The following is a 24,778-nucleotide window of genomic DNA, read 5'->3' as shown; positions in this document are numbered from 1 at the left end:
TCTTCGCACCACCGCACCACCGCTGATGTTGATGAGTGGATTGCCAGTGCTTCTCGCCGGCCCCATGACGCAACCAATCCCGAATCCCGAACAACGAATCGCCGCCCCTCTATGACCACCCTCGCCTCCAGCTACGAACCCTCTTCCTTCGAATCGCGCCTGTACGCGCAGTGGGAGGCGGCCGGTTATTTCGTGCCGTCCGGCAAGGGTGAGCCGTATACCGTGCTGCTGCCGCCGCCGAATGTGACCGGGACGCTGCACATGGGCCATGCGTTCCAGCAGACACTGATGGACGCGTTGGTGCGTTATCACCGCATGCGCGGCTTCGATACGCTGTGGCAGGTGGGCACCGACCACGCCGGCATCGCCACCGAGATGGTGGTGTCGCGCAACCTGGCCCTGGAAGGCAACGGCGAAACACGCGACTCGCTGGGGCGCGAGGGCTTCATCGCCAAGGTGTGGGAATGGAAGGCCGAGTCCGGCGACACCATCGAGCGCCAGATGCGCCGGCTGGGCACCTCCAGCGACTGGTCGCGCAGCACCTTCACCATGGACCCGCAGCCGTCGGCCGCGGTCAACGAAGCCTTCGTGCGCTGGTACGAGCAGGGCCTGATCTATCGCGGCCAGCGCCTGGTCAACTGGGACCCGGTGCTGAAGACCGCGATCTCCGACCTGGAAGTGGAAAACGTCGAAGAAGACGGCTTCCTGTGGTCGATCCGCTACCCGCTGGCCGACGGCGTGACCTACGAGCACGTCGAGCACGATGCCGACGGCGTCGAGACGCTGCGCGAAACCCGCGATTACCTGGTGGTCGCCACCACGCGCCCGGAAACAATGCTGGGCGATACCGCAGTGATGGTGCATCCGGAAGATCCGCGCTACGCCACGCTGCACAGCGCCCGCATCGTGCTGCCGCTGACCGGCCGGCAGGTGCCAGTGATCACCGACGATTATGTCGACCGCGCCTTCGGCACCGGCGTGGTCAAGGTCACGCCTGCGCATGACTTCAACGATTACCAGGTGGGCGTGCGACATGACCTGCCGCTGATCAATCTGTTCACCGTCACCGCCACCATCAACGAGAATGCGCCGGAGCGTTATCGCGGCCTGGATCGTTATGACGCACGCAAGCTGGTGCTGTCGGAACTGGAAGACCTGGGCGTATTGGTCGAAACCAAGCCACACAAGCTGCAGGTGCCGCGCGGCGATCGCACCGGCCAGGTGATCGAGCCCTATCTGACCGACCAGTGGTTCGTAAAGATGGACGCGCTGGCCAGGCGCGGCCTGGAGCTGGTCGAAAGCGGCCAGGTCAAATTCGTGCCGCCGAACTGGATCAACACCTATCGTCACTGGATGGAGAACATCCAGGACTGGTGCATCAGCCGTCAGCTGTGGTGGGGCCATCGCATCCCGGCGTGGTTCGACGAGGCAGGCAAGTGCTATGTCGGCCACGACGAAGCCGAGGTGCGCGCGAAACACGGCCTGGGTGCCGACGTCGCGCTGCACCAGGACAGTGACGTGCTGGAAACCTGGTTCTCCTCGCAACTGTGGCCGTTCTCCACGCTGGGCTGGCCGGATGCGAACGCGATGGCCGAGCGCGGCTTCGAGCGCTACCTGCCGTCGTCGGTGCTGGTCACCGGCTTCGACATCATCTTCTTCTGGGTGGCGCGCATGATCATGGCCACCGACAGCTTCACCGGCCAGGTGCCGTTCCGCGATGTCTACATCACCGGCCTGATCCGCGATGCGCAGGGCCAGAAGATGTCCAAGTCCAAGGGCAACGTGCTCGATCCGCTGGACATCATCGACGGCATCAGCATCGAAGACCTGGTGGCCAAGCGCACCAACGGGCTGATGCAGCCGCGCATGGCCGAGAAGATCGAAAAGGCCACGCGCAAGGAATTCCCGGACGGCATCATCGCCCACGGTGCCGACGCGCTGCGCTTCACCATCGCCGCACTCGCCACGCATGGCCGCGACATCAAGTTCGATCTCGGCCGCGCCGAAGGCTACAAGAATTTCTGCAACAAGCTGTGGAATGCCACGCGCTTTGTGTTGATGAATACCGAGGGCGCGCGCTTTGCCGGCGTGCCGCAGCCGCGCACCGAAGCCGAGCAATGGATTCTGGCGCGCCTGGACAAGGTCACTGCCGAAACCCACGCGCACTACGCCAACTACCGCTTCGATCTGCTCGCGCAATCGCTGTACGAGTTCGCCTGGAATGCGTTCTGCGACTGGTTCGTCGAACTGGCCAAGCCCGCGCTCAACGGCCAGGACAGCGAAGCTGCCGCCAGCACGCGGCACACCCTGCTCTACGTACTCGAAGCGTTATTGCGCCTGCTGCACCCGCTTACCCCATTCGTCACCGAAGAACTGTGGCAGCAGGTCGCACCGCGCCTGGGCATCACCGCCGCCACGATCTCGTTGCAGGCATTCCCGCAGGCAGGCGATATCGACACCGCCAGCTACACCGGCGCAGAGGCCGATGTCGAATGGCTGAAGTCGATGGTGTCGGCCCTGCGTCGTGTGCGCAGCGAGTTGAACGTACCGCCGTCCAAACAGGTACGCCTGCTGCTGCAGGCCGGCACTGCCGACGATCGCACCCGTATTGGCCGCTTTGCCTCGCAGCTGTCGTTCCTGCTCAAACTCGAAGCGATCGACTGGCTGGAGGCCGGCCAGGACACCCCGCCGTCGGCCACGGCCATCGTCGGTGAGCTGACCCTGCTGGTGCCGCTGGAAGGCCTGGTCGACATGGATGCCGAACGCACGCGCCTGGACAAGGAAATCAAGCGCGTGGAAGGCGAGATCGGCAAGTGCAATGGCAAGCTGGGCAACGCCACCTTCGTGCAGAACGCACCGGCCGTGGTGGTCGAACAGGAGCGTGCGCGCCTGAACGACTGGACCACGCAGCTGACCGGCCTACGCGAGCAACGCGCCAAGATCTAACGCCGCCAAAACGCACAACGCCCGCAGTGTTGCGGGCGTTGCGGAAACAGATGCAACGCTGCATGCGTTGCATGTGGCAGACGCCTTACAGCTTGCCTGCGCCGGCTTTTGCCTTGACGTCCGCAGCGACCTTGTCGGCCGACAGCAGGCTATAGGTGTACGGCGGGGTCCAACCGATGTTGCTATTCCACGAGCAGGTCAGTGCCTTGCCGTTGAGCAGTGAGCCCTGGTCGCGGTACACGCTGCCGCCGTAATCGGCCGCAATCTTGTCGCAGCTGCTCACCCCACTGATGTCGAACACGTTGCGCTCGGAGAAGATCTTGGACTCCTTGCCCACGCCGTGCGCGTGCGAGAACGGGTAGACCTTATTGCTGGTGCTGCCGACGTGGTAGTTGTTGTACAGGTGCACCTGGCCGAAGCGCACCCGCGGCGCGCGTGCGGAAATGTTCTCGAACAAGGTGTTGTGGATGGTCACCTTGAGCTTGCCGCTGTCGGTGCTGGAGGCGCTGTCGCTGGAGCCGATCAGGTCGTTCTTCTCGTGCGACTTGAACGCCGAGTAGGAAATGGTGACGAAGTTGGCGCCCTTCTTGACGTCCATCGCACCGTCGTGATGCTGCTTGGGGCGCCCGTTGGCGGTGCCGTTCTGATCGTCGGTGCGGCGACCGTCGGTGAAGGTGACATGGTCCACCCACACATTGGTCGCACCCTCGACCGTGAGGCCGTCGTACTCGGAATTCCAGTTGCCGGCACTGCCGTCATCCGGGTCCCAGACCGGCTCCGGATCCCATGGATTTTCGATGGTGATGTTGCGGATGATGACGTCGTTGGCCTTGACGTAGAAATAGCCTTCGCGAATTTCCGCGTTGCTGGTGATGCCGATCAGCGTGGTCTTGGTCGGGATGTCCAGCCGCGCGCGGCTCTTCATATCCGAGGTCGTGGTGTACGGCTTGCCCTCGCTGACATCGATGATGCCGCTGATCTTGATGATGCGCCCGTTGCTGCCCACGCTGGCTTTCAGCGCGCTCTTCAGCTCGGCGGCAGTCTTGACCGTGTAGATGTTGGCAGCGGCCGCCTTGGAGCCGCCCTTGGTTCCCCCGTTCTGGGTTGCCCAACCAGTGGTTGCAACTTCCAGTGCAGGATCGGCGCAGGCAACGCCAACGACCAGCAACGACCCGACAAACAGCGACGCGGCGGCCGCCGTTGAAAATTTCGGCTTCATCTTGATGTCTCCCTCGAATGGGTTCGATGCGCCGCGCGGCGGCACACCCCTCGTCTAGCAGGCGCGGAACATACTTTTCATCTCTGTAATGTTCAGTTCCGCGACGCCGATACTAGGAGCATCGCAATGGCTTGTATCTAGCCGATGCATCGATGTGCACGCGCAGTCACGCAAACGGTTGCGGGACACGCAAGAGAAGACAAAACGCTGTAATCAAGACACGTGGAGACAGTCGCGAGGACACTGCAGTGCAGCATGATCTGCAGCGCAGTACAGACGGGCGCGGGTCCAGCACGGTGTGCCACCACGCTCACAGACCTGCATGTTTTTTTGACGCGCACAGCGGCCGCAATGCGCTCTAGCGCCTTCGAGCGGCATCTCGCATGCGAGGACGCAACCGGTCACGTCACCGAAAAGAGAAATGCAAGATGGCGAAAGAATCACCATGATGTGTGCGAGCGTGTCATGCCAGATGGCGGCGCGCGAGCAGCCGACGCACGCGGTGCGTCAGGAACGATGTGCGCCTTGCTGCGATCGATTGCAGTGACGCGCAAGGGCGTTGCTCACGGCATCGGCGATTGCCTGTTTACCCGATCGTCTGCTGTAACGACGAAGCCGCAGCTGCCGTGAGGCAGCGCAGTACCGGCGCAATTGTTCGCCCGCGACGCAAGCGCCGGGCGGAATATCTGCGGGTCGTCAGGTCCCTGACCAAGGCAAACGCGCGGCGCCTGTCAGGTGAGTGGCTGACAGTGCCAGCCGGACGTGCGCGAACGCTCCCATCAGCAACCGCCGATGCCGCTCAGGAAAACCCTTCGAAGGACAACTCGATCGCCATCACCAACGCATCTTCGCGGCCGGTGTTGGAGGGGTAGTAGCGTGGGCGCCGCCCGATTTCATTGAAGCCTTCGGAGTGATACAGCGCAATCGCCGACGGGTTGGACGGGCGCACTTCCAGAAACGCCCGCCGCGCGCCGCGATCGCAGGCGCCCTTGATCAGCGCGCGCAACAGCACCCGGCCATGCCCCTGGGATTGCGCCTCCGGTGCGATGCAGACATTGAGCACGTGCGCTTCGTCGGCGGCGATGCTGATCACCCCGTAGCCAATGACCTGCCCGCCCTGCTCCATCACCCAGCCCGGATAGCCGGCCTGCAGGCAGTCGCGAAAGATGCTGCGCGTCCACGGAAACGGATAGGCGCGGTGTTCGATCTCCATCACCACATCCAGATCGCTCTCGCGCATGGCGCGTAGCGAGGTGGGCAGCGGCACGTTCAAGGCGCTCATGCCGGATCCCGACGCCGCCGCAGCGCACGCAGTTGCGGCCACAGCGCGCGCTTGGCCACCGGGTTGCCGCGCAACTCGGCCAGCGGCCAGGATGCCATCAAGGCCTGGGTATTCGGATCGCCTGGATTGCAGCCGGAGGCGCGCAGCAATGCCATCTGCAGGCGATCGGGCATGCCGACCCGGCTGCGCCGCTGCGGCGCTGCCGATGGCGCAGTCGTGACCGCAGACGGCGCGTCGGCCGGCGCAGCGGGTGCGCTGCGCCGGACAACAGGCGGTGCCGCGGGTGGCGGCATCGACGGCGCGCGCTCCACGCGTGACGGTGCAGCCGCCGCCGGCGCATGCTCGCTCGTCTCGTCAGGTGCCGCCGCGTCCACGGCGTCGCGGTCCAGATACACGGTGTGCCCCAACGCCTGCAGATACGACACCTGCAGATCGGACCACATCGGCTCGGAGGCCAATTGACTCATGGCAACTCGGGCGTGCGCCGCCAGCGCCGCCACAGCCACATCACCGGACCGGACAGCGCATACAGCACGCCGATCACCAGCAGCGAACGGGCCAGATCGATCACCAGCAACGCGATCACCACCGTGGCAATCGCCAGCGCCAGGAACGGCACACGGTCGGCGCGCGGACCACGCGCGCCGCCCTTGAAACTCCAGAACCGGATCCGGCTGACCATCAGCAAGGCCGCCACCACGGTGACCGCCAGCGCCAGGTAACGCAGCTGCTCGCCGTCGAAGCCCAGGCTATCGTCGGCAAAGGCCCAGACGAAGGACATCATCAGGCCGGCGGCCGCCGGGCTGGCCAGGCCGATGAACCAGCGCTTGTCGACCACGCCGACCTGCGTATTGAAGCGCGCCAGCCGCAGCGCCGCGCAGGCCGCATACAGAAAGGCGGCCGACCAGCCGACCCGACCCATCACGTTGCTGTCGTACTTCAATGCCGACAGTGACCAGTGGTACATCACCAACGCCGGGGCCATGCCGAAGCTGACCAGGTCGGCCAGCGAGTCGTACTGCACGCCGAATTCGCTGCTGGTATTGGTCAGGCGCGCGACCCGGCCGTCCAGCCCGTCCATCACCGCGGCCACGAACACCGCCATGGCGGCCTGGACGAATTGCCCATTGGCAGCGGCGATGATGGCGTAGAAACCGGAAAACAGCCCGGCGGTGGTGAACAGGTTCGGCAGCAGGTAAATCGTGCGCGAGCGCGGGGGCGGTCTCATCTCATCCATCCGGCAAGTGTAGGGCCTGAGGTCCGTCCGGCGGTAGCGCGCCTGTGCGCCTGCAGCGTCACTTGCCAGCGCGGGCCGCGGATGCTGCAATCGCCGCGGGAATCATCCAGGGGAAGCCACATGCACCTGTCGTCCGGGCTTTGCGCCCTGCTGATGCTGGCCAGCGCCGCCGCCGGCGCGACCGATCTGTATAAATGGAAGGACGCCAGGGGCGTCACCCACTACACCGAAACCCCGCCACCGGCCGGCCAGCGCTACGAAGCGCGCCGGATCGATGCGCGCAGCGGCACCGCCGCCATCGCCGCGCCGGAAACCACCACGCCCGAATCGGCCGACTGCCTGACCGCACGCCGCAACCTGGAACTGCTCAGCGGCAAGGGCGAGGTCACCATGGGCGCCGGCGCCGACGGCAAGCCCGGCACCCCGCTGGACCCGGACGCGCGCGCGGCGCAGCGCAATCTCGCCGAGGCGGCCGCCAAGGCCTATTGCAAGCCGGCAGCGAGCGGCAATCCGGCCACCTGAGCCGGCCCGGGACCGACCACAGGCCGGTCCCGGCATCCGGCCGATCGGCCGGTGCCCCTGACCGGCAGGGCGCGAGACTGGCAAACTATGGGCTTTCCGCCCAAGCGAAGCCCGATGCGTCTTTCCCAGTTCCACCTGCACACCACCAAGGAAACCCCGGCCGACGCCGAGCTGGTCAGCCACCGTCTGATGCTGCGCGCGGGCATGATCCGCAAGCTGGCCTCCGGGCTGTACACCTGGTCGCCACTGGGTCTGCGCGTGCTGCGCAAGGTCGAGGCCATCGTGCGCGAGGAGATGAACCGCGCCGGGGCGTTGGAAGTGCTGTTCCCCACCATCCAGCCGCGCGAGCTGTGGGACGCCACCGGCCGCTGGGAGAAGTTCGGCGGGCAGTTGCTCAAGATCAAGGATCGCAAGGAGCAGGAGTTCTGCTACAGCCCGACCGCCGAAGAGGCTGCAGCCGAATTCGCGCGCCAGGAGATCAACAGCTACAAGCAGCTGCCGCTGAACTTCTACCAGATCCAGACCAAGTTCCGCGATGAGATCCGCCCGCGCTTCGGGGTGATGCGCGCGCGCGAATTCCTGATGAAGGATGCCTATTCCTTCCATCTCACCGATGCCGACATGGCGCGCGAATACGACAACATGCGCGCGGCCTATACCCGCATCTTCACCCGGTTGGGGCTGGAATTCCGCGCCGTGCAGGCCGACTCCGGCGCCATCGGCGGCGACGCCTCGCAGGAATTCCACGTCATCGCCGCCTCCGGCGAGGACTCGCTGGCGTTCTCCACCGGCTCCGATTACGCCGCCAACGTGGAAACCGCCAGCGCCGCCCTGCCCGCCCCGCGCGCTGCGGCTGGCGAGGCAATGCGCCAGGTCGCAACGCCCACCCAGAAGACCTGCGAAGACGTCGCCCAGTTGCTGGGCATCGCGCTGCAGCGCACGGTCAAGTCGGTGGCGGTGATGACCGAAGCCGGCTTCGTGCTGGTGCTGGTGCGCGGCGATCATGCCGTCAACGAGATCAAGCTTGGCAAGGTCGCCGGCCTGGCTGGTTACCGCCTGGCCAACGAAACCGAAATCCGCGACCACCTCGGCTGCGAGCCGGGCTTTCTGGGTCCGGTCAATACCGCCCGCCCGGTGCGCGTGGTGGCAGATCGCGATGTCGCGGCGCTGGCCGATTTCGTGGTCGGCGCCAATGTGCCCGGCGCGCACCTGGTGGGCGTCAACTGGGGCCGCGATCTGCCGGAACCGGAAACCGTTGCCGATGTGCGCAACGTCATCGACGGCGAACGCGCGGCCGACGGCGGCGAGCTGCGGCTGGCCCGCGGCATCGAGGTGGGGCATGTGTTCCAGCTCGGCAGCCAGTATGCGCAGGCATTGCAGGCCACCGTGATCGACGAGAACGGCAAGCCCGCAGTGATGAAGATGGGCTGCTACGGCATCGGCATATCGCGCATCGTGGCTGCGGCGATCGAGCAGAATCACGACGATGCCGGCATCGTCTGGCCCGCGCCGATGGCACCGTGGCAGGTGGTGGTCTGCATCATCAACCCCAAGCAGGATGCGCAGGTGGTTGCCGCCGCTCAGGCATTGCTGGACGAATTGCTTGCCGCAGGCATTGAAGCGGCGCTGGACGATCGCGGCCTGCGCCCGGGTGCGATGTTTGCCGATATGGAACTGCTGGGCATTCCGCATCGGGTGGTGGTCTCCGAACGCGGATTGGCCGCCGGTACCTTTGAATATCGTGCCCGTACTGCGGAAGCAGCAGAAAACCTGGATAAGGCCGGATTATTCTCCCGCCTGGGTCGTTGATCAAATCACCCGAAACTACTTCGATTAGATGAACACAATGCGCCGGAGTATTTCGGCGCATTTGTCACCCGGGTTTTCTGACATTATGATGGCCAGCGCTGCCACGGACCGGCATTCTTTTCTCTCTCATCTTCCGGAGTAGTGATGTCGATCGATCTTAGCGGCCTGTCGGCCAAGCAATTGGGTGCCCTGATCAAAAACGCGAAAAAGCAGCAGACCGTGGTTGCCAAGCGCGCCCCGATTGCCAAGGTCCGCACGCAGCTGACCCGCGCGGCAAAAGCCCAGGGTTATTCCATCGAAGAATTGTTTGGCGCCAGCGCCGGTGCGGGCCGTTCGGCTGCCGCTGCCAAGCCGGGTCCGCGCGCCGGCCGCAAGCTGGGCAAGGTTGCGCCGAAATATCGCAACCCCGCCAATCCCCAGGAAGCCTGGACCGGCCGCGGCAAGCAGCCGCGCTGGCTGGCCGAACTGACCGCCGCCGGCAAGAAGGTCGAAGACTTTCTGATCAGCAAGGTCAGCGCCAAGAAGACCCCGGCCAAGAAGGCCGCGCCGCGCAAAGCCGCCACCAAGCGCGCGACCAAGAAGCCCAAGGCGGCTTGATTGTTACCAATAAAAAACGCCGGCAGTGCCGGCGTTTTTTATTGCGCGTTTTTCTGCCGGTCATAAATTCTTGCGGGCCGGAATCAACAGATTGCCGAACAGCAATCCGGCCATCAAGGCCATCACGATATTGGTCACCGCCAATAGCGCGGCCTGCCCCACACTGACATCCTGTTGCTGTATCAGGGTCAGAAAGCCGCGCAGGCTGACACTGCCCGGAACCAGCATGATGATGCCGGGCAAACGGATCAATGCCCCGGGTTTTTGTATCACCCGCCCGAACAGATTACCGGCGGCGGTCAATGCCATGGCCGATGCAAAGACACCGGCCGGACCGCCCCAGGCGTGCCCGGCATAACGCGCGATGACATACCCGGACATGGCCGCCGCCATGATCCATAAATAATCGCGTCGATTGGCCTTGAACAACACCGCAAACGCATAAGCGGCCACCAGCAGCGAGGCCCATTCCACCCAGCCGGCCTGCGGGCGCAATGCGGCCACCTGCGGATGCAGGCCGAGCACCTGGGTCAGCGTCACCGCGATCACTGCACCGACGGTGAGCTTGAGCACCGTGGTCACCGCACCGGCCAGCCGCGCCGTGCCCGAGACCCAGTGCTGGCTGGCCAGTTCGTTGAAGGCATTGGTCAACGACATGCCGGGCAGCAGCACCACCAGCGAGGCGATGATCACCGTGTTGAGGTTCAGTGGCCCGACCAGCGACGCCACCACGGCGGCCACCACCCCGGCCAGCAGGCCGGCCAGCGCCTCGCCGGCTTCCTTGGTCGCCGGCCGCCTGTCGGTGTATTGGGTCAGCAGGCCGATCGACATGCCGATCGCGCCGGCGGTGGCGATGTCCAGCCAGGGCAGTTTCCACAGCCCTGCCACGCCGGCGGCGGCCAGCCCGAATGCCAGCACCTGCATGGTCTTGCCGCGCCGATCGACCTCGCGGTCCAGCCGCCGCAGCGCGGTGTGGCCCTGCGCGATGCTCATGCGCCCGTTGGCCACGCCGTCGGCCACGTAATCGGCCACGCTGAGCTTGTAAAGGTCGTTCTCGCCCGGAGCCAGCCGGATCACCCGGGTGATGTCGCTGGAGCCGATGGCCTTGGTCGGGTCGCTGAAGCTCAAAATGATCCCGGTGGGATTGGACCAGGGCTCGCAGTCCAGGCCCAGCTTGTGCGACAGCCCGACCACGGCGGCCTCCAGGCGCTGCGCCGTGGTGCCGTAGGAATGCAGGCGTCCGGCGATTTCCGAAACAAAGGCGACGCGCTGGGCATAGGTGGCGCTGGCGGACGGTTGGACGACGGTGGCAGCGGACATGCGTGGCGGGTCGGATCGGAGAAACGCCGTCTGGCGAGACCGTCAGTGTATGCCGCAGCGCACCTGGCCGGCGCGCCGATTGTCTGTGCCGGGACCGCAGCGGCGAAGCGTCCCCATCATTCGCTCACGCCGGGCGCGGTATGCTGGCGCCACGGACAGGCCACCCATGATCAAAGCGCAACCTCCACGCATCGAACAAGACTCGCAGGATCACGCACAGGTCCGCCTTGCTGGCAGTTGGGTCCTGGCGACCGCGTTGCCCCAGGCCGAGCTGCTGCAGGCCGTGCCCGAAGGGATCCGGCGCATCGACGCGCGCGGCATCGGGCAACTGGACTCGGCCGGGGTGCTGCAGCTGCTGCGCTTCGCCAGCCGCATGGGCCTGAAGGAAGACGCGATCGACTTCCGCGATGAGCACCAGGCGCTGGTGTGCACCATCGAGGAACTCAACGACGAACGCCCCAAGCCCAAACGCGACTACGGCTTCGTCGCCGCGCTGGACCGTCTGGGCCGCACCACCCACGGCGTCGGCCAGGGCATTCTGGAGCTGAACAGCTTTCTGGGCGAGAACCTGGTCAAGATCGCGCGGCTGATCCACGAGCCGCGGCGCTTCCGCCTGACCTCCACCGTGCACCACATGGAGCAGGTCGGCCTGGATGCGGTGCCGCTGGTGGTGCTGCTGTCGTATCTGGTCGGCGCGGTGATCGCATTCCTGGGCTCGACCATCCTGCGCGACTTCGGCGCGGAGATTTACGTGGTGGAGCTGGTGTCGATCGCCTTCCTGCGCGAATTCGCGGTGCTGCTGACCGCCATCGTGCTGGCCGGGCGCACCGCCAGTGCGTTTACCGCGCAGATCGGTGCGATGAAATCGCGCGAGGAAGTGGACGCGATCCGCACCCTGGGCCTGGACCCGATCGACCTGCTGGTGATTCCGCGCCTGCTTGCGCTGATCTTCACCCTGCCGCTGCTGACCTTCATCGCGATGATCGCCGGCCTGGCCGGTGGCGTCACCGTGGGCGCATTCGATCTGGATATCCCGCCGCAGATGTACCTGGCGCGCATGCACGACACCATCCAGCTGCGGCATTTCCTGGTCGGCCTATCCAAGGCGCCGCTGTTTGCGCTGGTGATCGGCCTGATCGGCTGCCTGGAAGGCCTGAAGGTCAGCGGCACCGCGCAGTCGGTTGGCGAACGCACCACCTCCTCGGTGGTGCAGACGATTTCCTTGGTCATCATCCTCGACGCGGTCGCCGCGCTGTGGTTCATGAAGATGGGGTGGTGATGAGACCGGGATTCGACATTCGGGATTCGGGATTCGTGCAAGGCACAAGCGCAGCTGGCGCCCTGACATGTGGGAGAGCCGTGCTGTGACCAATCCCGAATCCCAAATCCCCAATCCCGGCACAGAGACCGACGCCGACGACGACCAGCTGGCGATTTCGGTGCGCGGGCTGACCAATCGCTTCGGCAGCCAGGTTGTGCATGAGGATCTGGACTTGGACGTGCGTCGCGGCGAGATCCTGGGCGTGGTCGGCGGCTCGGGCACCGGCAAGTCGGTGCTGATGCGCAGCATCCTGGGCCTGCGCGAGCCCGACGCCGGCAGCATCCAGGTGTTGGGTGCGGACGCACGCTCGGGCCGTTTCGCCGACCGCCAGCACATCACCCGCAATACCGGGGTGCTGTTTCAGGACGGCGCGCTGTTCTCGTCGATGACCGTCGGCGAAAACGTGCAGGTCCCGCTGAAGGAACATCACGGCGAGTTTCCCGAGCGCTGGTATTTCGAGCTGGCGCTGCTGAAGATCAAGCTGGCCGGCCTGCCGGCCGATGCGCTGGACAAGCTGCCCTCGCAATTGTCCGGCGGCATGCGCAAGCGCGCCGGCCTGGCGCGGGCGCTGGCGCTGGATCCGCCGCTGCTGTTTCTGGACGAGCCCACCGCCGGGCTGGACCCGATCGGCGCGGCCGCCTTCGACCGGTTGATCCGCACCCTGCAACAGGCGCTGGGCCTGACCGTGTTCCTGATCACGCATGACCTGGATACGCTGTACGCCATCTGCGACCGCATCGCGGTGCTGGCCGATCGCAAGGTGATCGCCAACGCGCCGCTGGCCGAAGTCGAGCAGATCGACCACCCCTGGATCCAGGAATATTTCCACGGTCCGCGCGCCCGCGCCGCGCGCGCGGCCAAGACCGACTCCACCGAGACCGCCTGAGCATGGAAACCAAAGCCAATTACGTCCTGATCGGCGCCTTCACCATCGTGGCGGGCCTGGCCCTGCTGCTGTTCGGGCTATGGGCCGCGAAATACTCCTCCGACCGTACCTGGCAGCAATACCGGGTGGTGTTCCGCGAGGCGGTGACCGGCCTGTCGGTCGGCAGCCCGGTGCAATACAACGGCATCGCGGTCGGCTCGATCACCGAGCTGACGCTGGCGCCGAACGACCCGCGCCAGGTGGTCGCGCACGTGCGGGTGAACTCCACCACGCCGATCAAGAGCGATACCCGCGCCAAGCTGGCCATCACCAGCCTGACCGGCCCGTCGATCATCCAGCTCTCCGGCGGCACGCCCGAGGCCCCGTCGCTGACCACCATCGACAAGAGCGATGCGCCGATCATCCAGACCACGCCGTCGGCGCTGCAGAACATCACCGACACCGCCAACCGCATCGTCGAGCGCATGGACCAGATGCTCTCGGACAAGAACGTGGCCAGCATCACCGCCACCTTGCAGAATCTGGAAAAGATCAGTGGTGGCATCGCCGACCGCGACGAAGGCATGCAGGCGCTGATCGTCAGCGCGCGCGATGCCGCACGCAATCTGGACACCACCCTGACCACCACCAACGGCACCATCAAGCGGCTGGACCAGAACCTGGTGCAGCAGCTGCCGGGCATCCTGGAAAAGCTCGACGCCACCCTGGTCAAGCTGGATTCGGCAGCCGGCAACGCCGACAACATCCTTGGCGAGAACCGCGCGGCCATCAATAGTTTTGCCAACGACGGACTGGGCCAGCTCGGGCCCACGCTGACCGAATTGCGCGGCCTGATCCGCGACCTGCGCCGGGTCAGCGACAAACTGGACAACAACCCTGCGCGCTACCTGCTCGGCCGCGACGCACCCAAGGAGTTCGAACCGAAATGACTGCCATGCGCCTGTTGCGTCCCATGTTGTGCGTCTCGTTGCTGGCGCTGGGCGGCTGCTCGGTGTTGACCGGCGGCGACAAGAAACCGGCCACCATTTACGCACCTAACGTGCGGATTGCGCCGAACCCGTCCTGGCCGCAGGTGAGCTGGCAGCTGTCGGTGTCCAAGCCCAGCGCCGCGCGGGTGATCGACAGCCCGCGCATCAACGTACGCCCGACCCCGGGCGAGTTGCAGGTCTATCACGGCGCAGGCTGGGCGCAGCCGGCCACCGATATGCTGGAAGACAGCGTGGTCCGCGCGTTCGAGGACTCCGGCAAGATCGCCGCCGTCGCCCGTATCGGCACCGGCATCCGCTCCGACTACAAGCTGGCGATCGACCTGCGCCGCTTCGAGTCCGATTACGCCGGCCAGTCGCTGCCCTCGGCCACCATCGAACTCAATGCCAAACTGCTGCACGCCGCCGATCAGCGCGTGGTGGCCTCGCGCACTTTCCTGATCGCACGCCCGTCCAGCGGCACCGACACGGCTGCGGTGGCAGCGGCATTCGAACAGGCGATGACGCAGGCCACCACCGAACTGGTCGGCTGGACCTTGGTCACCGGCCAGCAGGACAGCCAGAGCCTACCGCGTTCGTTGTAAGCGCAGGCGACAGATCTTAGAGCGGTTAACAAAGCACTTCACGCCGGTCTACCGCGGGGCGGCTGATCTGCGGCCTGGCTGCAGGGCCCTTGCCCGCCCACCGTCGCGGGACACGCCGCAAGTACGTCCATGTAGGCTCTTCTGCGGCATCCATGCCGCAGAAGGTCCCGCGACGGTGGGCGGGCAAGGACCAGTCAAGATGGTCGGTGTGCATGGCTTTCAACAAAGCAGCCAACAAACTGTCTGGTGCGGTGTCCTCACCGATTGCGGGACCGTGTGGCGGCATGGATGCCGCCACCGAGCCCCCAGGGACGGGTTCACGGCGTGTCCCGCGAGCGGTGAGGGCACCGCGCCCTCGACCCACTCAGCGTTTGACTCGCACTGCTGACTACATCCCCCCAGATGTGGACAACAAAACCACTGCACTCACTGCCAGCCAAGCGCTCGCTACGCTTCGTTAGCCGCTCTTATGGCGGGGACACGCGCGGCGCAATCTGGCGAAAGGTCAGATTGATGCGCTCGCCGATGGGCTTTGCGGTGCGCGGCAATGCATGCTTGTAGTGGCGCTGGGTCTCGCCTGCCATCAGCAGCAGATCGCCGTGCCCCAATTCCAGCGTCTGCTTCAACGCAGCATCGTCACGATGCTTGAATGCAAAGCGCCGCGTCGCGCCCAGGCTTACCGAGGCGATCAATGGTCGCGCCCCCAACTCCGGCTCGTCGTCGCTATGCCAGCCCATCGCATCGTTGCCGCTGCGGTAACGGTTGGCCAGCACGCTGTTGAACGGCGCCCCGGTCTCGGCCAGCAGGCGCGTGCGTAGAGGCTGCAATACCTCCAGCCACGGCTGCGACGCGAACTGCGTGCCCGAGTAGCGATAGCTGGTGTCCGGGTCGCCCATCCAGCTGCTCAGACGCGGCGAATCGACCGTGCGCCCGAACATGCGGATGCGATGTACCTCCCACTGCACCTGCGTCAGCAGCGCCTGCAGCAGCGCATCGGCCTGCGCGCGCGGCAACCAGCCGCGACACCAGGCGATCTCCGCTTGCGGCAATGCCACCCGAATCTTCATGCATCAAACGCTAGCACGCGCCCGCTGAGTGGAGGCTGCGCGGCGCGGATGAATCGATCCGATTTGCCGCCGTCACATCGAATCCCGGAAAATGCGCGGCAGCCATCGAGCCAACGGGAGCGGAGCAATGTCGGAAGCAGGAGTCGGCGCAAATGCGCCAGAGACGGTCGAGCGCGACGTGATGGAGTACGACGTCGTCACCGTCGGCGCCGGTCCGGCCGGGCTGGCCTTTGCGATCCGGCTCAAGCAGCTCGATCCGGCCATCAGCGTCTGCGTGATCGAAAAATCCAGCACCATCGGTGCGCATATCCTGTCCGGCGCGGTGATCGAGCCGGGCCCGCTGGATGCCTTGCTGCCGGGCTGGCGCGACAACCCGCCGCCGATCTGCGTGGCTGCCACCGAGGACGAATTCTGGTTTCTCGGCAAGGACAGCGCGCGCAAGTTCCCGGTGGTGCCGCCAGGCATGCGCAACCACGGCAATTTCATCGTCAGCCTGGGCGCAATGTGCGCCTGGCTGGCGCCGCAGGCCGAAGCGCTGGGTGTGGAGATCTACCCCGGCTTTGCCGCCGCCGAAACCCTGCACGACGACAACGGCCAGGTCATCGGCGTGCGTATAGGCGACATGGGCGTGGCCAAGGACGGTTCGCACAAGCCCGGTTACACCGCCGGCATCGATATCCGTGCCAAGGTCACCGTACTGGCCGAAGGCGCGCGCGGGCATCTGACCAAGCGCCTGCTCAAACGCTTCGACCTCACCGCCGATGCCGACCCGCAGGGCTATTCGATCGGCATCAAGGAGCTGTGGCAGGTACCGGAGGGGCGCGTCAGTCCCGGCAAGATCGTGCACACGCTAGGCTGGCCGGCCGACAACCGCACCTACGGCGGCAGCTTCCTGTATCACCTGGACAACAACCAGATCGCGCTCGGTTATGTGAGCGGACTGGACTACAGCGACCCGAAGTACCAGCCGTGGGAAGCCTTCCAGCAATGGAAGAACCACGCGCTGATCAAGCCATTGCTGGAAGGCGGCAGCATCCTCTCGGCCGGCGCGCGTGCCATCGTCACCGGCGGCTGGCAATCGCTGCCGAAGGTGGAAATGCCCGGTGCCCTGCTGATCGGCGACACCGCCGGCCTGCTCAACGTGCCCAAGATCAAGGGCACCCATCAGGCGATCCGCAGCGGCATGCTGGCCGCCGAACATCTGGTGCAATCGCAGCTGGCGCCGCAGGGCTTCGACGCGAAACTGCGCGCGTCCGATGCGATGGCCGAGTTGAAGCAGGTGCGCAACATCAAGCCCGGTTTCAAGAAGGGCCTGTGGTTCGGCCTGCTCAATGCCGCCTGGGAAACCGCGCTCAAGGGCGCCTCGCCATGGACGCTGAAGAACAAACCCGACTGGTCGGCATTGCACAAGATCGGCGACTACGAGCAACCCAACCGCGACTACGGCACGCGCGAGCTCGCCCCGCGCGACCGCCTGCAGGCGGTCTACTTCGCTGCCACCGAGCACGACGAAGACCAGCCCGTGCATCTGAAGGTGCTCGACACCGACGTCTGCGCCACCCGCTGCGTACAGGAGTACGACAACCCCTGCACCCGCTTCTGCCCGGCCAACGTCTACGAAATGGTCGCAGACACCGGTAGCCCCTCCGGCAAGCGCCTGCAGATCAACGCCGCCAACTGCGTGCACTGCAAGACCTGCGACATCAAGGACCCGTACGAGATCATCACCTGGGTCACCCCGGAGGGTGGTTCGGGCCCGAACTACCAGAATCTGTGAGTAGCCAGTGGCGTACCGCGTGACCGGCAGTCTTTCCAAACTCATGGCTGCGGCGCGTCGCTCGGTAGAACTCCATGGCGGCGGTTTCTCTGGCACAACCGCAGTCGCAATACGGGCACTCAAGCTGATACGCGCCTTGGGAATTCGTGGCTTGGTGGGGCGGTTACAGCTAGCCGGGCGCGCACGCCCGGCGGTTCATCGCCTGCCTGACCAACACCCATTCCCCGCGCCTGCTCCCCTGTCGCAGCTGCAGCTCAAGATTGGCGTGATGCTGCACGTCTTCTATCCCGACCTGATCGACGAATTCGCGCAGTCGCTCCAGCACATGCCGGTGGGTTATGACCTGCTGGTATCGGTGATGGATGACACAGCCGCAGCTCAGGCGCGCGAGCGCTTTTCAAAGCTGCCGCAGGTCGAGAAGCTCGAGATACGCGTCGTGCCCAATCGCGGCCGTGACATCGCACCGCTCTTGGTGACGTTTCGCGAGCAGATCCTGGCATTGGATGTTGTCGGCCATCTGCATACGAAAAAATCGCTGTATACCGGCAGCGAACAAGGCGAGTGGCGTCGCTACCTGGTGTCATCCCTGATGGGGAGCCCGGAGCGTATCGCCTGGCAACTGGGGATGTTTCAGGCCGAGCCGCGGCTCGGCATGCTTTATCCCGAAAGTTACGAGCGGGTGCTGCTGTGGGCGCATACCTGGCTCAGCAATTTCAGCGTCTGTCGCACACTTGCCCAGCGACTTGGATTCGACATCAGCCCCTCGGAGTACATCGATTTTCCTGCCGGATCGATGTTCTGGGCGAAGGTGGATGCACTGCGGCCGTTGTACGCACTGAATCTGGAACTCAAGGACTTCCCCGAAGAGCACGGGCAGATCGACGGCACCCTGCACCACGCAGTGGAACGCTTGTTCGTCGCTGTGGTGCGCCATCAGCGGTATCGCATCGGCATCCTGCCGCAAGACGGGACGCTGTCACTCAGCGACGAGGGTGGACGCAACTGGCAGGCGTCGCTCGAGACGCCGATCGCCACACGATTGACACTGTCGTCCCTGCAGGCTCGACTGGTGTCGCTGGATATCTTCGACACCTTGGTAGTGAGGCCGTTCCTGTTTCCGGCCGGCGCCCGCGCCTTTCTTGCCCACCTGATAGCACGCCAATTCGGGATCGGAAATTTTCTCGAACTACGCGAACTTGCCGAGTCAAAAGCGCGCCATCAACGTGGCGCCGATGTCGATCTATCGAGCATCTACGCCACACTGGCTGGCCTGCCCGATGCGAAGGGACTTCCGACCAGCGCCCTCCAGGCACTGGAAGTGGCCCTGGAAGCCCGGCTGCTGCGACCACGCCAGGGCGTGATCGCAGCAGCGACGCAACTAAAGCAACGTGGCATCCGCCTGGTTGCGCTTTCGGACATGTATCTGGATAGCGCATTGCTGCAGCAGGTCCTGCCACCAGAAGTCAGCGCACTGCCGGCTGCCTGGTATGTGTCCTGCGAGACGGGCTGGCGCAAGGATGCCGACAATGTCTGGAGGGAGCTGCCGGCCCTCGAGAAAATCGATGCCTCCCAGTGGCTGCATGTCGGCGACAACGAACATGCAGATGTCCAGCGTCCACAGATGCACAAGCTGTTGACACCGGTGCATGTGCTTCGGCCATCCGCACTGCTGGAGGTGATTCCTGCATTGCGCCCGCTGAGAGCCGCTTCGGGGGCGGCAACCCGGTGGCAGGACCAGTTGTGGCTTGGCCTGCTGGCCAATCGGCTCGCCGATCTTGCCGACCGGCACCCGGACACGTTGATGCCAGTGCCGGTTCTTTCACCGGCCTGTCTTGGCTATGTGGTGATCGGCCCGCTGATCTTCGATTATCTCGCCTGGCTGATCCGCACGGCGAAGCAACGCAATATCGAAACGATCTTGTTCCTGAGCCGGGAAGGCCACCTGCTGGAGCAGGGGTTCCAGCTGGTGAGGCAGACATCCCCTGCACTGCAGCAGCTGCATGGCAAGTATCTGCTGGCGTCGCGGCGGGGAACCGGAACCCCTTCACTGCATGCGCCGGATGATCTTGCACTGCTGCTGGATAGCACCTACACCGGAACACTGGGCAACCTGGTACAGGCGCGCCTGGGAGAGGCTGCAGCACATATTCTGGAACGTCGCCTGGGCCGCCCGGTCATGCAACGCGATGTCTACCTGCCGGAGATGCATGCCGAGCTGCTGGAACTGATTGCGCCGGCGATCAACGAACTGCTGGCGCTCGCCGAAACTGAAAGGACGGCTTACCTGCATTACTGGAGAGCGATTGCAGGCGACGGCACCGCCATGGTGGCCGACATAGGTTATTCCGGCACCATCCAGGCCAACCTCATAAGATTGACCGGACAGCCGCTGGGTGGCGCTTATTTTGCATTGAACGGGCGCGCCACAAAGATTACTGCGCAGAGCTGGGCAGCCGCCCGCTATTTCGATGGCCGTACCGAGAGCGACCCGGAGCAGTCAGCGATCCTGCGCCACGATCTGCTCTTGGAAACACTGCTCACCGCTCCTTCGCCGCAATTTTCCTGCTTCACAGCCAGCAACGACGTTCCGACTGCGGTCTACGCCCATCCGGAACTGTCGACAGCGCAATGGGCGACGATCGCGCAGGTGCACGAAGGCGCGTTGGCATTCATTGCAGACGTCTGCCAGGTTGCGCAGGACCAAAGCTACCTGCTGGACTTCGACCGACCCTCGGTCCAGATCCCGCTGCAATGCATCGGTTCCGGACGCTGGCAGGCGCCGTGGCTGGCGGATCTGCAACTGGACGACCGTTTCACCGGACGCGGCGTGGTGCGGGCCGGATGACCTGACGGCCGTCCGGCCTTGCCTCACGATTGAGGCGTCAGAATTGTCACACCGGTCTTCTGGCGCAATTCCTCCAGCGCCACTCCCTCGGCCGCCTCCACCAGCACCAGCCCGCGATCGGTGACGTCGAATACCGCCAGGTCGGTGATGATGCGATCGACCACGCCGACGCCGGTCAATGGCAGGTCGCATTCGCGTAGGATCTTGTGGCTGCCGTCCTTGGCGACGTGTTCCATCAGCACGACAACGCGCTTGACGCCGGCCACCAGGTCCATCGCGCCGCCCATGCCCTTGACCATCTTGCCGGGCACCATCCAGTTGGCCAGGTCGCCGCGCTCGGTCACCTGCATCGCACCGAGAATCGCCAGATCGATGTGCCCGCCGCGGATCATCGCAAACGAGTCGTGGCTACCGAAATAACTGGCGCCGGCACGCGCGGTGACTGTCTGCTTGCCGGCATTGATCAGGTCCGCATCCACCTCGTCCTCGCTGGGAAACGGGCCGATGCCGAGCAGGCCGTTTTCCGATTGCAGCCATACGTCCACGCCATCGGGAATGTGGTTGGCCACCAGCGTCGGCAGGCCGATGCCCAGGTTGACGTAGGCACCATCGGTCAACTCGCGCGCCGCACGTGCGGCCATCTGGTCTCTGGTCCAGGCCATCAGTGCTGTCCTTCGCGCACGGTGCGCTGTTCGATGCGTTTTTCCGGGGTGGCGTTGAGCACCAGCCGGTCGACATAGATACCGGGCAGATGCACCTGGTCCGGATCGACCGCACCCACCTCCACGATCTCCTCGACCTCGGCGACGCAGACGCGACCGGCCATGGCGCAGGCCGGGTTGAAGTTGCGCGCGGTCTTGCGGAACACCAGATTGCCGGCCGTATCCGCACGCCAGGCCTTGACCAGCGCGACGTCGGCCTGCAGCGCGGTTTCCATTACGTACTGCTTGCCGTCGAATTGCCGGGTTTCCTTGCCCTGGGCGACGATGGTGCCGTAACCGGTTGCCGTGTAGAACGCGGGAATTCCCGCACCGCCCGCGCGCAGGCGCTCGGCCAGCGTGCCTTGCGGGTTGAACTCCAGCTCCAGTTCGCCGGCCAGGTACTGCCGCTCGAATTCCTTGTTCTCGCCCACGTAGGACGAAATCATCTTGCGGATCTGCCGGGTGACCAATAATTGACCCAGCCCGAATCCGTCGACACCCGCATTGTTGGAGATCACGGTCAATCCGCTGACCCCGCTCGCGCGCACTGCCGCGATCAGCGCTTCCGGGATTCCGCACAATCCGAAGCCGCCGACCGCCAGGGTCTGGCCATCGGCCAGCACCCCATCCAGCGCCGCCCCGGCGTCGGCATAGCGTTTGCCGCTTGCTGCACCACGTCCACCATTGCTCATCACCGCCCTCGCCTCGCTGATGTGAAGCGGCCATTCTAGCCGCTGACTGTTCCCTGTCCCCGATCGCAATTCCGCCACACCCAAGACACGGCACAGCCGCTAAACTCGTAATTCCCCCATCCCACATCCCAGGAATTGCCCATGACGCTACCCGCCTTCAAGGCCTACGATATTCGCGGCCGCGTGCCGGATGAACTCAACGAGGACTTGGCGCGCCGCATCGGCGTGGCACTGGCGGCGCAGCTGGAGCAAGGGCCCGTGGTCTTGGGCCACGACGTGCGCCTGGCCAGTCCCGGCCTGCAGGAAGCGCTCTCCGCCGGCCTACGCGCCAGCGGCCGCGAAGTGATCGACATCGGCCTGTGCGGCACCGAGGAGGTCTATTTCCAGACCGATTACCTCAAGGCAGCCGGCGGCGTGATGGTCACTGCCAGCCATAACCCGATGGACTACAACGGCATGAAGCTGGTCCGCGAGCAGGCGCGACCGATCAGCTCCGACACCGGCCTGTTCGCGATCCGCGACACCGTCGCTGCCGATACCGCCGCACCGGGCGAGCCAACCGCAAGCGAGCAGAGCCGCACCGACAAGACCGCCTACCTTGAGCATCTGCTCAGCTACGTGGACCGCAGCACGCTCAAGCCGCTCAAGCTGGTGGTCAACGCCGGCAACGGCGGCGCCGGCCTGATCGTCGACCTGCTTGCTCCGCAGCTGCCGTTCGAGTTCATCCGCGTCTTCCACGAACCCGATGGCAACTTCCCCAACGGCATCCCCAACCCGCTGCTGCCGGAAAACCGCGACGCCACCGCCAGGGCGGTCAAGGAGCATGGCGCCGACTTCGGTATCGCCTGGGACGGCGACTTCGATCGCTGCTTCTTCTTTGATCACACCGGCCGCTTCATCGAAGGTTATTACCTGGTCGGCCTGCTGGCCCAGGCGATCCTGGCCAAGCAGCCCGGTGGCAAGGTCGTGCACGACCCGCGCCTGACCTGGAACACCGTCGAGATGGTCGAGGACGCCGGCGGCATCCCGGTGCTGTGCAAGAGCGGCCATGCCTTCATCAAGGAAAAGATGCGCAGCGAAAACGCCGTGTATGGCGGCGAGATGAGCGCGCACCACTATTTCCGCGAGTTCGCCTACGCCGACTCCGGCATGATCCCGTGGTTGTTGATCGCCGAGCTGGTGTCGCAGTCCGGTCGTTCGCTGGCGGATCTGGTCGAGGCGCGCATGCAGAAATTCCCCTGCAGCGGCGAGATCAACTTCAAGGTGGACGACGCCAAGGCGGCGGTTGCCCGCGTAATGGATCACTACGGCGATCAGTCGCCGGAGCTGGACTATACCGACGGCATCAGTGCCGACTTCGGCCAATGGCGCTTCAACCTGCGCAGCTCCAACACCGAGCCGCTGCTGCGTCTGAACGTGGAAACGCGCGGCGACGCCGCCCTGCTGGAAACGCGTACGCAGGAAATTTCCAACCTGCTGCGCGGCTGATTTAACATCTTCCCCCACTTTGACGCATTGGAGTTTCCCCCGCTCATGAGCGACGTCCTTCCGATCATCCTGTCCGGCGGTTCCGGCACGCGCCTTTGGCCGTTGTCGCGCGAATCCTATCCCAAGCAGTTCCTGCCGCTGGTCGGCGAGCACAGCATGCTGCAGGCCACCTGGCTGCGTTCCGCTCCGGTGGCGGCGCATGCCCCCATCGTGGTGGCCAACGAGGAACACCGCTTCATGGCCGCCGAGCAGTTGCAGCAGTTGGGTGTCAAGCCGTCTGCCATCCTGCTCGAGCCCAAGGGACGTAACACCGCCCCGGCGATTGCTGTAGCCGCCCTGGAAGCCACCCGCAATGGCGACGATCCGCTGTTGCTGGTGCTGCCGTCCGACCACGTGATTCGTGACGAAGCCGCCTTCCAGGCTGCCGTGACAGTTGCGGCAGCTGCCGCAGCGCAAGGCAAGCTGGTCACCTTCGGCATCAAGCCCACCGCGCCCGAAACCGGCTACGGCTACATCAAGGCCGGTGCCGGCACCGGCGCCACCGCGGTCGAGCGCTTCGTCGAAAAGCCCGACCTGGCCACCGCGCAAGGCTATCTGGCCAGCGGCGAGTACTACTGGAACAGCGGCATGTTCCTGTTCCGTGCCTCGCGCTATCTGGAAGAATTGCGCAAGTTCCAGCCTGCCATCGCTGATGCGTGCCAGAAGGCGTGGGAAGGCGGCAAGCGCGACGCCGACTTCACCCGTCTGGACAAGGACGCGTTCGCCTCCAGCCCGTCGGATTCGATCGACTATGCGGTGATGGAAAAGACTGCCGATGCAGTGGTGGTGCCGTTGGATGCCGGCTGGAACGATGTCGGTTCGTGGTCGTCGCTGCTGGACGTCTCCGAACAGGACGGCCAGGGTAATGCGCACCACGGCGATGTCATCCAGCTGGACTGCAAGAACACCTATGCGTACGGCTCGCGCCTGATCGCCATGGTCGGCCTGGAAGACGTCGTCGTCGTCGAGACGCCGGACGCCGTGCTGGTCGGTCATCGCGATCGCATCCAGGAGGTCAAGGACGTGGTCGGCCAGATCAAGACGGCTGGCCGTTCAGAGGCCACCTGGCATCGCAAGGTCTATCGGCCGTGGGGCGCCTACGATTCGATCGACATGGGCCAGCGCCACCAGGTCAAGCGCATCACCGTCAAACCCGGTGCGGTGCTGAGCCTGCAGATGCATCACCATCGCGCCGAACACTGGATCGTGGTGAGCGGAACCGCCGAAGTCACCCGTGGCGACGAGGTGCTGCTGCTGACCGAAAACCAGAGTACCTACATCCCACTGGGCGTGACCCATCGCCTGCGCAATCCGGGTAAGTTGCCATTGGAGCTGATCGAAGTGCAGTCCGGCAGCTACCTGGGCGAAGACGACATCGTGCGTTTCGAAGACACCTACGGGCGCGCCTGATCGGTCGCTTGCAGGTCCTTCCGACGTATCAGCAAACAGCCGGGGATTCC

At 64.9% G+C, this 24,778-nt stretch carries 20 protein-coding genes; 12 read left to right on the top strand and 8 right to left on the bottom strand.

Features of this window, described 5'->3' with window-relative positions:
• The first annotated feature begins 111 nt into the window (after positions 1 to 111).
• Positions 112 to 2,946 carry a valine--tRNA ligase gene (locus GGR73_RS18135; protein ID WP_184458191.1) on the top strand — a complete coding sequence of 945 codons (2,835 nt, stop codon included), beginning with the start codon at positions 112 to 114 and terminating at the stop codon, positions 2,944 to 2,946.
• An 85-nt stretch (positions 2,947 to 3,031) separates the two neighbouring features.
• On the opposite strand, the gene GGR73_RS18130 is transcribed toward GGR73_RS18135, so the two are convergent.
• The 4 genes from GGR73_RS18130 to pssA all read right to left on the bottom strand — a co-directional run bounded on the left by GGR73_RS18130 (position 3,032) and on the right by pssA (position 6,684).
• Positions 3,032 to 4,165 (bottom strand): pectate lyase, encoded by a 1,134-nt coding sequence (locus GGR73_RS18130; RefSeq protein ID WP_024939132.1) that lies wholly within the window; start codon positions 4,163 to 4,165, stop codon positions 3,032 to 3,034.
• A gap of 799 nt (positions 4,166 to 4,964) precedes the next feature.
• Positions 4,965 to 5,447 carry a ribosomal protein S18-alanine N-acetyltransferase gene (gene rimI / locus GGR73_RS18125; protein WP_024939133.1) on the bottom strand — a complete coding sequence of 161 codons (483 nt, stop codon included), beginning with the start codon at positions 5,445 to 5,447 and terminating at the stop codon, positions 4,965 to 4,967.
• A complete protein-coding gene (locus GGR73_RS18120) occupies positions 5,444 to 5,914 on the bottom strand; it encodes an alanine acetyltransferase (RefSeq protein WP_184458188.1) in 471 nt (156 codons plus the stop codon). Before GGR73_RS18120 ends, rimI begins: the two co-directional genes overlap by 4 nt.
• The gene (gene pssA / locus GGR73_RS18115; RefSeq protein WP_016902892.1) at positions 5,911 to 6,684 is read right to left on the bottom strand and encodes a CDP-diacylglycerol--serine O-phosphatidyltransferase; all 774 of its coding nucleotides are present in this window, start codon (positions 6,682 to 6,684) and stop codon (positions 5,911 to 5,913) included. The genes GGR73_RS18120 and pssA overlap by 4 nt, the downstream gene beginning before the upstream one ends.
• Before the next feature lie 120 nt (positions 6,685 to 6,804).
• Between pssA and GGR73_RS18110 the strand changes: the two genes are divergently transcribed.
• The 3 genes from GGR73_RS18110 to GGR73_RS18100 all read left to right on the top strand — a co-directional run bounded on the left by GGR73_RS18110 (position 6,805) and on the right by GGR73_RS18100 (position 9,612).
• On the top strand, positions 6,805 to 7,206 hold the full coding sequence (locus GGR73_RS18110) for a DUF4124 domain-containing protein (protein ID WP_104626241.1): 402 nt from the start codon (positions 6,805 to 6,807) through the stop codon (positions 7,204 to 7,206).
• Positions 7,207 to 7,320: 114 nt separating this feature from the next.
• Complete coding sequence (locus tag GGR73_RS18105) at positions 7,321 to 9,015, top strand: proline--tRNA ligase (RefSeq protein WP_184458186.1); 1,695 nt, start codon at positions 7,321 to 7,323, stop codon at positions 9,013 to 9,015.
• A 144-nt stretch (positions 9,016 to 9,159) separates the two neighbouring features.
• Positions 9,160 to 9,612, top strand: coding sequence for an H-NS histone family protein (locus tag GGR73_RS18100; RefSeq protein ID WP_102251252.1), 453 nt, complete (start codon positions 9,160 to 9,162; stop codon positions 9,610 to 9,612).
• Positions 9,613 to 9,672: 60 nt separating this feature from the next.
• Here GGR73_RS18100 and GGR73_RS18095 read toward each other — a convergent pair whose 3' ends face one another.
• Positions 9,673 to 10,932 (bottom strand): threonine/serine exporter family protein, encoded by a 1,260-nt coding sequence (locus GGR73_RS18095; RefSeq protein ID WP_024938335.1) that lies wholly within the window; start codon positions 10,930 to 10,932, stop codon positions 9,673 to 9,675.
• Positions 10,933 to 10,981: 49 nt separating this feature from the next.
• On the opposite strand from GGR73_RS18095, the gene GGR73_RS18090 reads away from it, so the two are divergent.
• The 4 genes from GGR73_RS18090 (at position 10,982) to GGR73_RS18075 (ending at position 14,709) form a co-directional block, all read left to right on the top strand.
• A complete protein-coding gene (locus GGR73_RS18090) occupies positions 10,982 to 12,211 on the top strand; it encodes an MlaE family ABC transporter permease (protein ID WP_372358572.1) in 1,230 nt (409 codons plus the stop codon).
• A gap of 85 nt (positions 12,212 to 12,296) precedes the next feature.
• Entirely contained in the window at positions 12,297 to 13,139 is an 843-nt protein-coding gene (locus GGR73_RS18085; RefSeq protein WP_054592900.1) for an ABC transporter ATP-binding protein, read from the top strand.
• A gap of 2 nt (positions 13,140 to 13,141) precedes the next feature.
• Complete coding sequence (locus GGR73_RS18080) at positions 13,142 to 14,068, top strand: MlaD family protein (protein WP_011035876.1); 927 nt, start codon at positions 13,142 to 13,144, stop codon at positions 14,066 to 14,068.
• Positions 14,065 to 14,709: an ABC-type transport auxiliary lipoprotein family protein gene (locus GGR73_RS18075; RefSeq protein WP_184458184.1), complete on the top strand. Its 645-nt coding sequence runs from the start codon at positions 14,065 to 14,067 to the stop codon at positions 14,707 to 14,709. Before GGR73_RS18080 ends, GGR73_RS18075 begins: the two co-directional genes overlap by 4 nt.
• Positions 14,710 to 15,176: 467 nt before the next feature.
• On the opposite strand, the gene GGR73_RS18070 is transcribed toward GGR73_RS18075, so the two are convergent.
• Positions 15,177 to 15,776 (bottom strand): alpha-ketoglutarate-dependent dioxygenase AlkB family protein, encoded by a 600-nt coding sequence (locus GGR73_RS18070; protein WP_184458182.1) that lies wholly within the window; start codon positions 15,774 to 15,776, stop codon positions 15,177 to 15,179.
• Between the two features lie 127 nt (positions 15,777 to 15,903).
• Here GGR73_RS18070 and GGR73_RS18065 point away from each other — a divergent pair, with 127 nt between their 5' ends.
• Both GGR73_RS18065 and GGR73_RS18060 read left to right on the top strand, forming a co-directional pair.
• Positions 15,904 to 17,553 (top strand): electron transfer flavoprotein-ubiquinone oxidoreductase, encoded by a 1,650-nt coding sequence (locus GGR73_RS18065; RefSeq protein ID WP_154832653.1) that lies wholly within the window; start codon positions 15,904 to 15,906, stop codon positions 17,551 to 17,553.
• Between the two features lie 109 nt (positions 17,554 to 17,662).
• Positions 17,663 to 20,398: a rhamnan synthesis F family protein gene (locus GGR73_RS18060; protein WP_456363003.1), complete on the top strand. Its 2,736-nt coding sequence runs from the start codon at positions 17,663 to 17,665 to the stop codon at positions 20,396 to 20,398.
• Between the two features lie 23 nt (positions 20,399 to 20,421).
• Here the strand turns inward: GGR73_RS18060 and GGR73_RS18055 are convergent, their stop codons facing one another.
• Positions 20,422 to 21,060 carry a CoA transferase subunit B gene (locus tag GGR73_RS18055; protein WP_102580555.1) on the bottom strand — a complete coding sequence of 213 codons (639 nt, stop codon included), beginning with the start codon at positions 21,058 to 21,060 and terminating at the stop codon, positions 20,422 to 20,424.
• Entirely contained in the window at positions 21,060 to 21,791 is a 732-nt protein-coding gene (locus GGR73_RS18050; protein WP_184458180.1) for a CoA transferase subunit A, read from the bottom strand. The genes GGR73_RS18055 and GGR73_RS18050 overlap by 1 nt, the downstream gene beginning before the upstream one ends.
• Positions 21,792 to 21,932: 141 nt before the next feature.
• On the opposite strand from GGR73_RS18050, the gene GGR73_RS18045 reads away from it, so the two are divergent.
• Positions 21,933 to 23,279 carry a phosphohexomutase domain-containing protein gene (locus GGR73_RS18045; RefSeq protein WP_024938344.1) on the top strand — a complete coding sequence of 449 codons (1,347 nt, stop codon included), beginning with the start codon at positions 21,933 to 21,935 and terminating at the stop codon, positions 23,277 to 23,279.
• A 45-nt stretch (positions 23,280 to 23,324) separates the two neighbouring features.
• Positions 23,325 to 24,728 carry a mannose-1-phosphate guanylyltransferase/mannose-6-phosphate isomerase gene (locus GGR73_RS18040; RefSeq protein ID WP_024938345.1) on the top strand — a complete coding sequence of 468 codons (1,404 nt, stop codon included), beginning with the start codon at positions 23,325 to 23,327 and terminating at the stop codon, positions 24,726 to 24,728.
• Positions 24,729 to 24,778: the final 50 nt, after the last annotated feature.

The sequence above is a fragment of the Xanthomonas sp. F14 genome, assembly GCF_014199865.1.
The sequence above is the reverse complement of the archived record's forward strand: the minus strand, read 5'-3'. Positions and strand labels throughout refer to the sequence as shown.

Coding starts and splice junctions, on each gene's coding strand:
- GGR73_RS18040 (WP_024938345.1), top strand. CDS start 23,325: ATGAGCGACGTCCTTCCGATCATCCTGTCCGGCGGTTCCGGCACGCGC.
- GGR73_RS18135 (WP_184458191.1), top strand. CDS start 112: ATGACCACCCTCGCCTCCAGCTACGAACCCTCTTCCTTCGAATCGCGC.
- GGR73_RS18100 (WP_102251252.1), top strand. CDS start 9,160: ATGTCGATCGATCTTAGCGGCCTGTCGGCCAAGCAATTGGGTGCCCTG.
- GGR73_RS18065 (WP_154832653.1), top strand. CDS start 15,904: ATGTCGGAAGCAGGAGTCGGCGCAAATGCGCCAGAGACGGTCGAGCGC.
- GGR73_RS18080 (WP_011035876.1), top strand. CDS start 13,142: ATGGAAACCAAAGCCAATTACGTCCTGATCGGCGCCTTCACCATCGTG.
- GGR73_RS18120 (WP_184458188.1), bottom strand. CDS start 5,914: ATGAGTCAATTGGCCTCCGAGCCGATGTGGTCCGATCTGCAGGTGTCG.
- GGR73_RS18075 (WP_184458184.1), top strand. CDS start 14,065: ATGACTGCCATGCGCCTGTTGCGTCCCATGTTGTGCGTCTCGTTGCTG.
- pssA (WP_016902892.1), bottom strand. CDS start 6,684: ATGGATGAGATGAGACCGCCCCCGCGCTCGCGCACGATTTACCTGCTG.
- GGR73_RS18070 (WP_184458182.1), bottom strand. CDS start 15,776: ATGAAGATTCGGGTGGCATTGCCGCAAGCGGAGATCGCCTGGTGTCGC.
- GGR73_RS18130 (WP_024939132.1), bottom strand. CDS start 4,165: ATGAAGCCGAAATTTTCAACGGCGGCCGCCGCGTCGCTGTTTGTCGGG.
- GGR73_RS18050 (WP_184458180.1), bottom strand. CDS start 21,791: ATGAGCAATGGTGGACGTGGTGCAGCAAGCGGCAAACGCTATGCCGAC.
- GGR73_RS18110 (WP_104626241.1), top strand. CDS start 6,805: ATGCACCTGTCGTCCGGGCTTTGCGCCCTGCTGATGCTGGCCAGCGCC.
- GGR73_RS18045 (WP_024938344.1), top strand. CDS start 21,933: ATGACGCTACCCGCCTTCAAGGCCTACGATATTCGCGGCCGCGTGCCG.
- GGR73_RS18105 (WP_184458186.1), top strand. CDS start 7,321: ATGCGTCTTTCCCAGTTCCACCTGCACACCACCAAGGAAACCCCGGCC.
- GGR73_RS18090 (WP_372358572.1), top strand. CDS start 10,982: ATGCCGCAGCGCACCTGGCCGGCGCGCCGATTGTCTGTGCCGGGACCG.
- GGR73_RS18055 (WP_102580555.1), bottom strand. CDS start 21,060: ATGGCCTGGACCAGAGACCAGATGGCCGCACGTGCGGCGCGCGAGTTG.
- GGR73_RS18095 (WP_024938335.1), bottom strand. CDS start 10,932: ATGTCCGCTGCCACCGTCGTCCAACCGTCCGCCAGCGCCACCTATGCC.
- rimI (WP_024939133.1), bottom strand. CDS start 5,447: ATGAGCGCCTTGAACGTGCCGCTGCCCACCTCGCTACGCGCCATGCGC.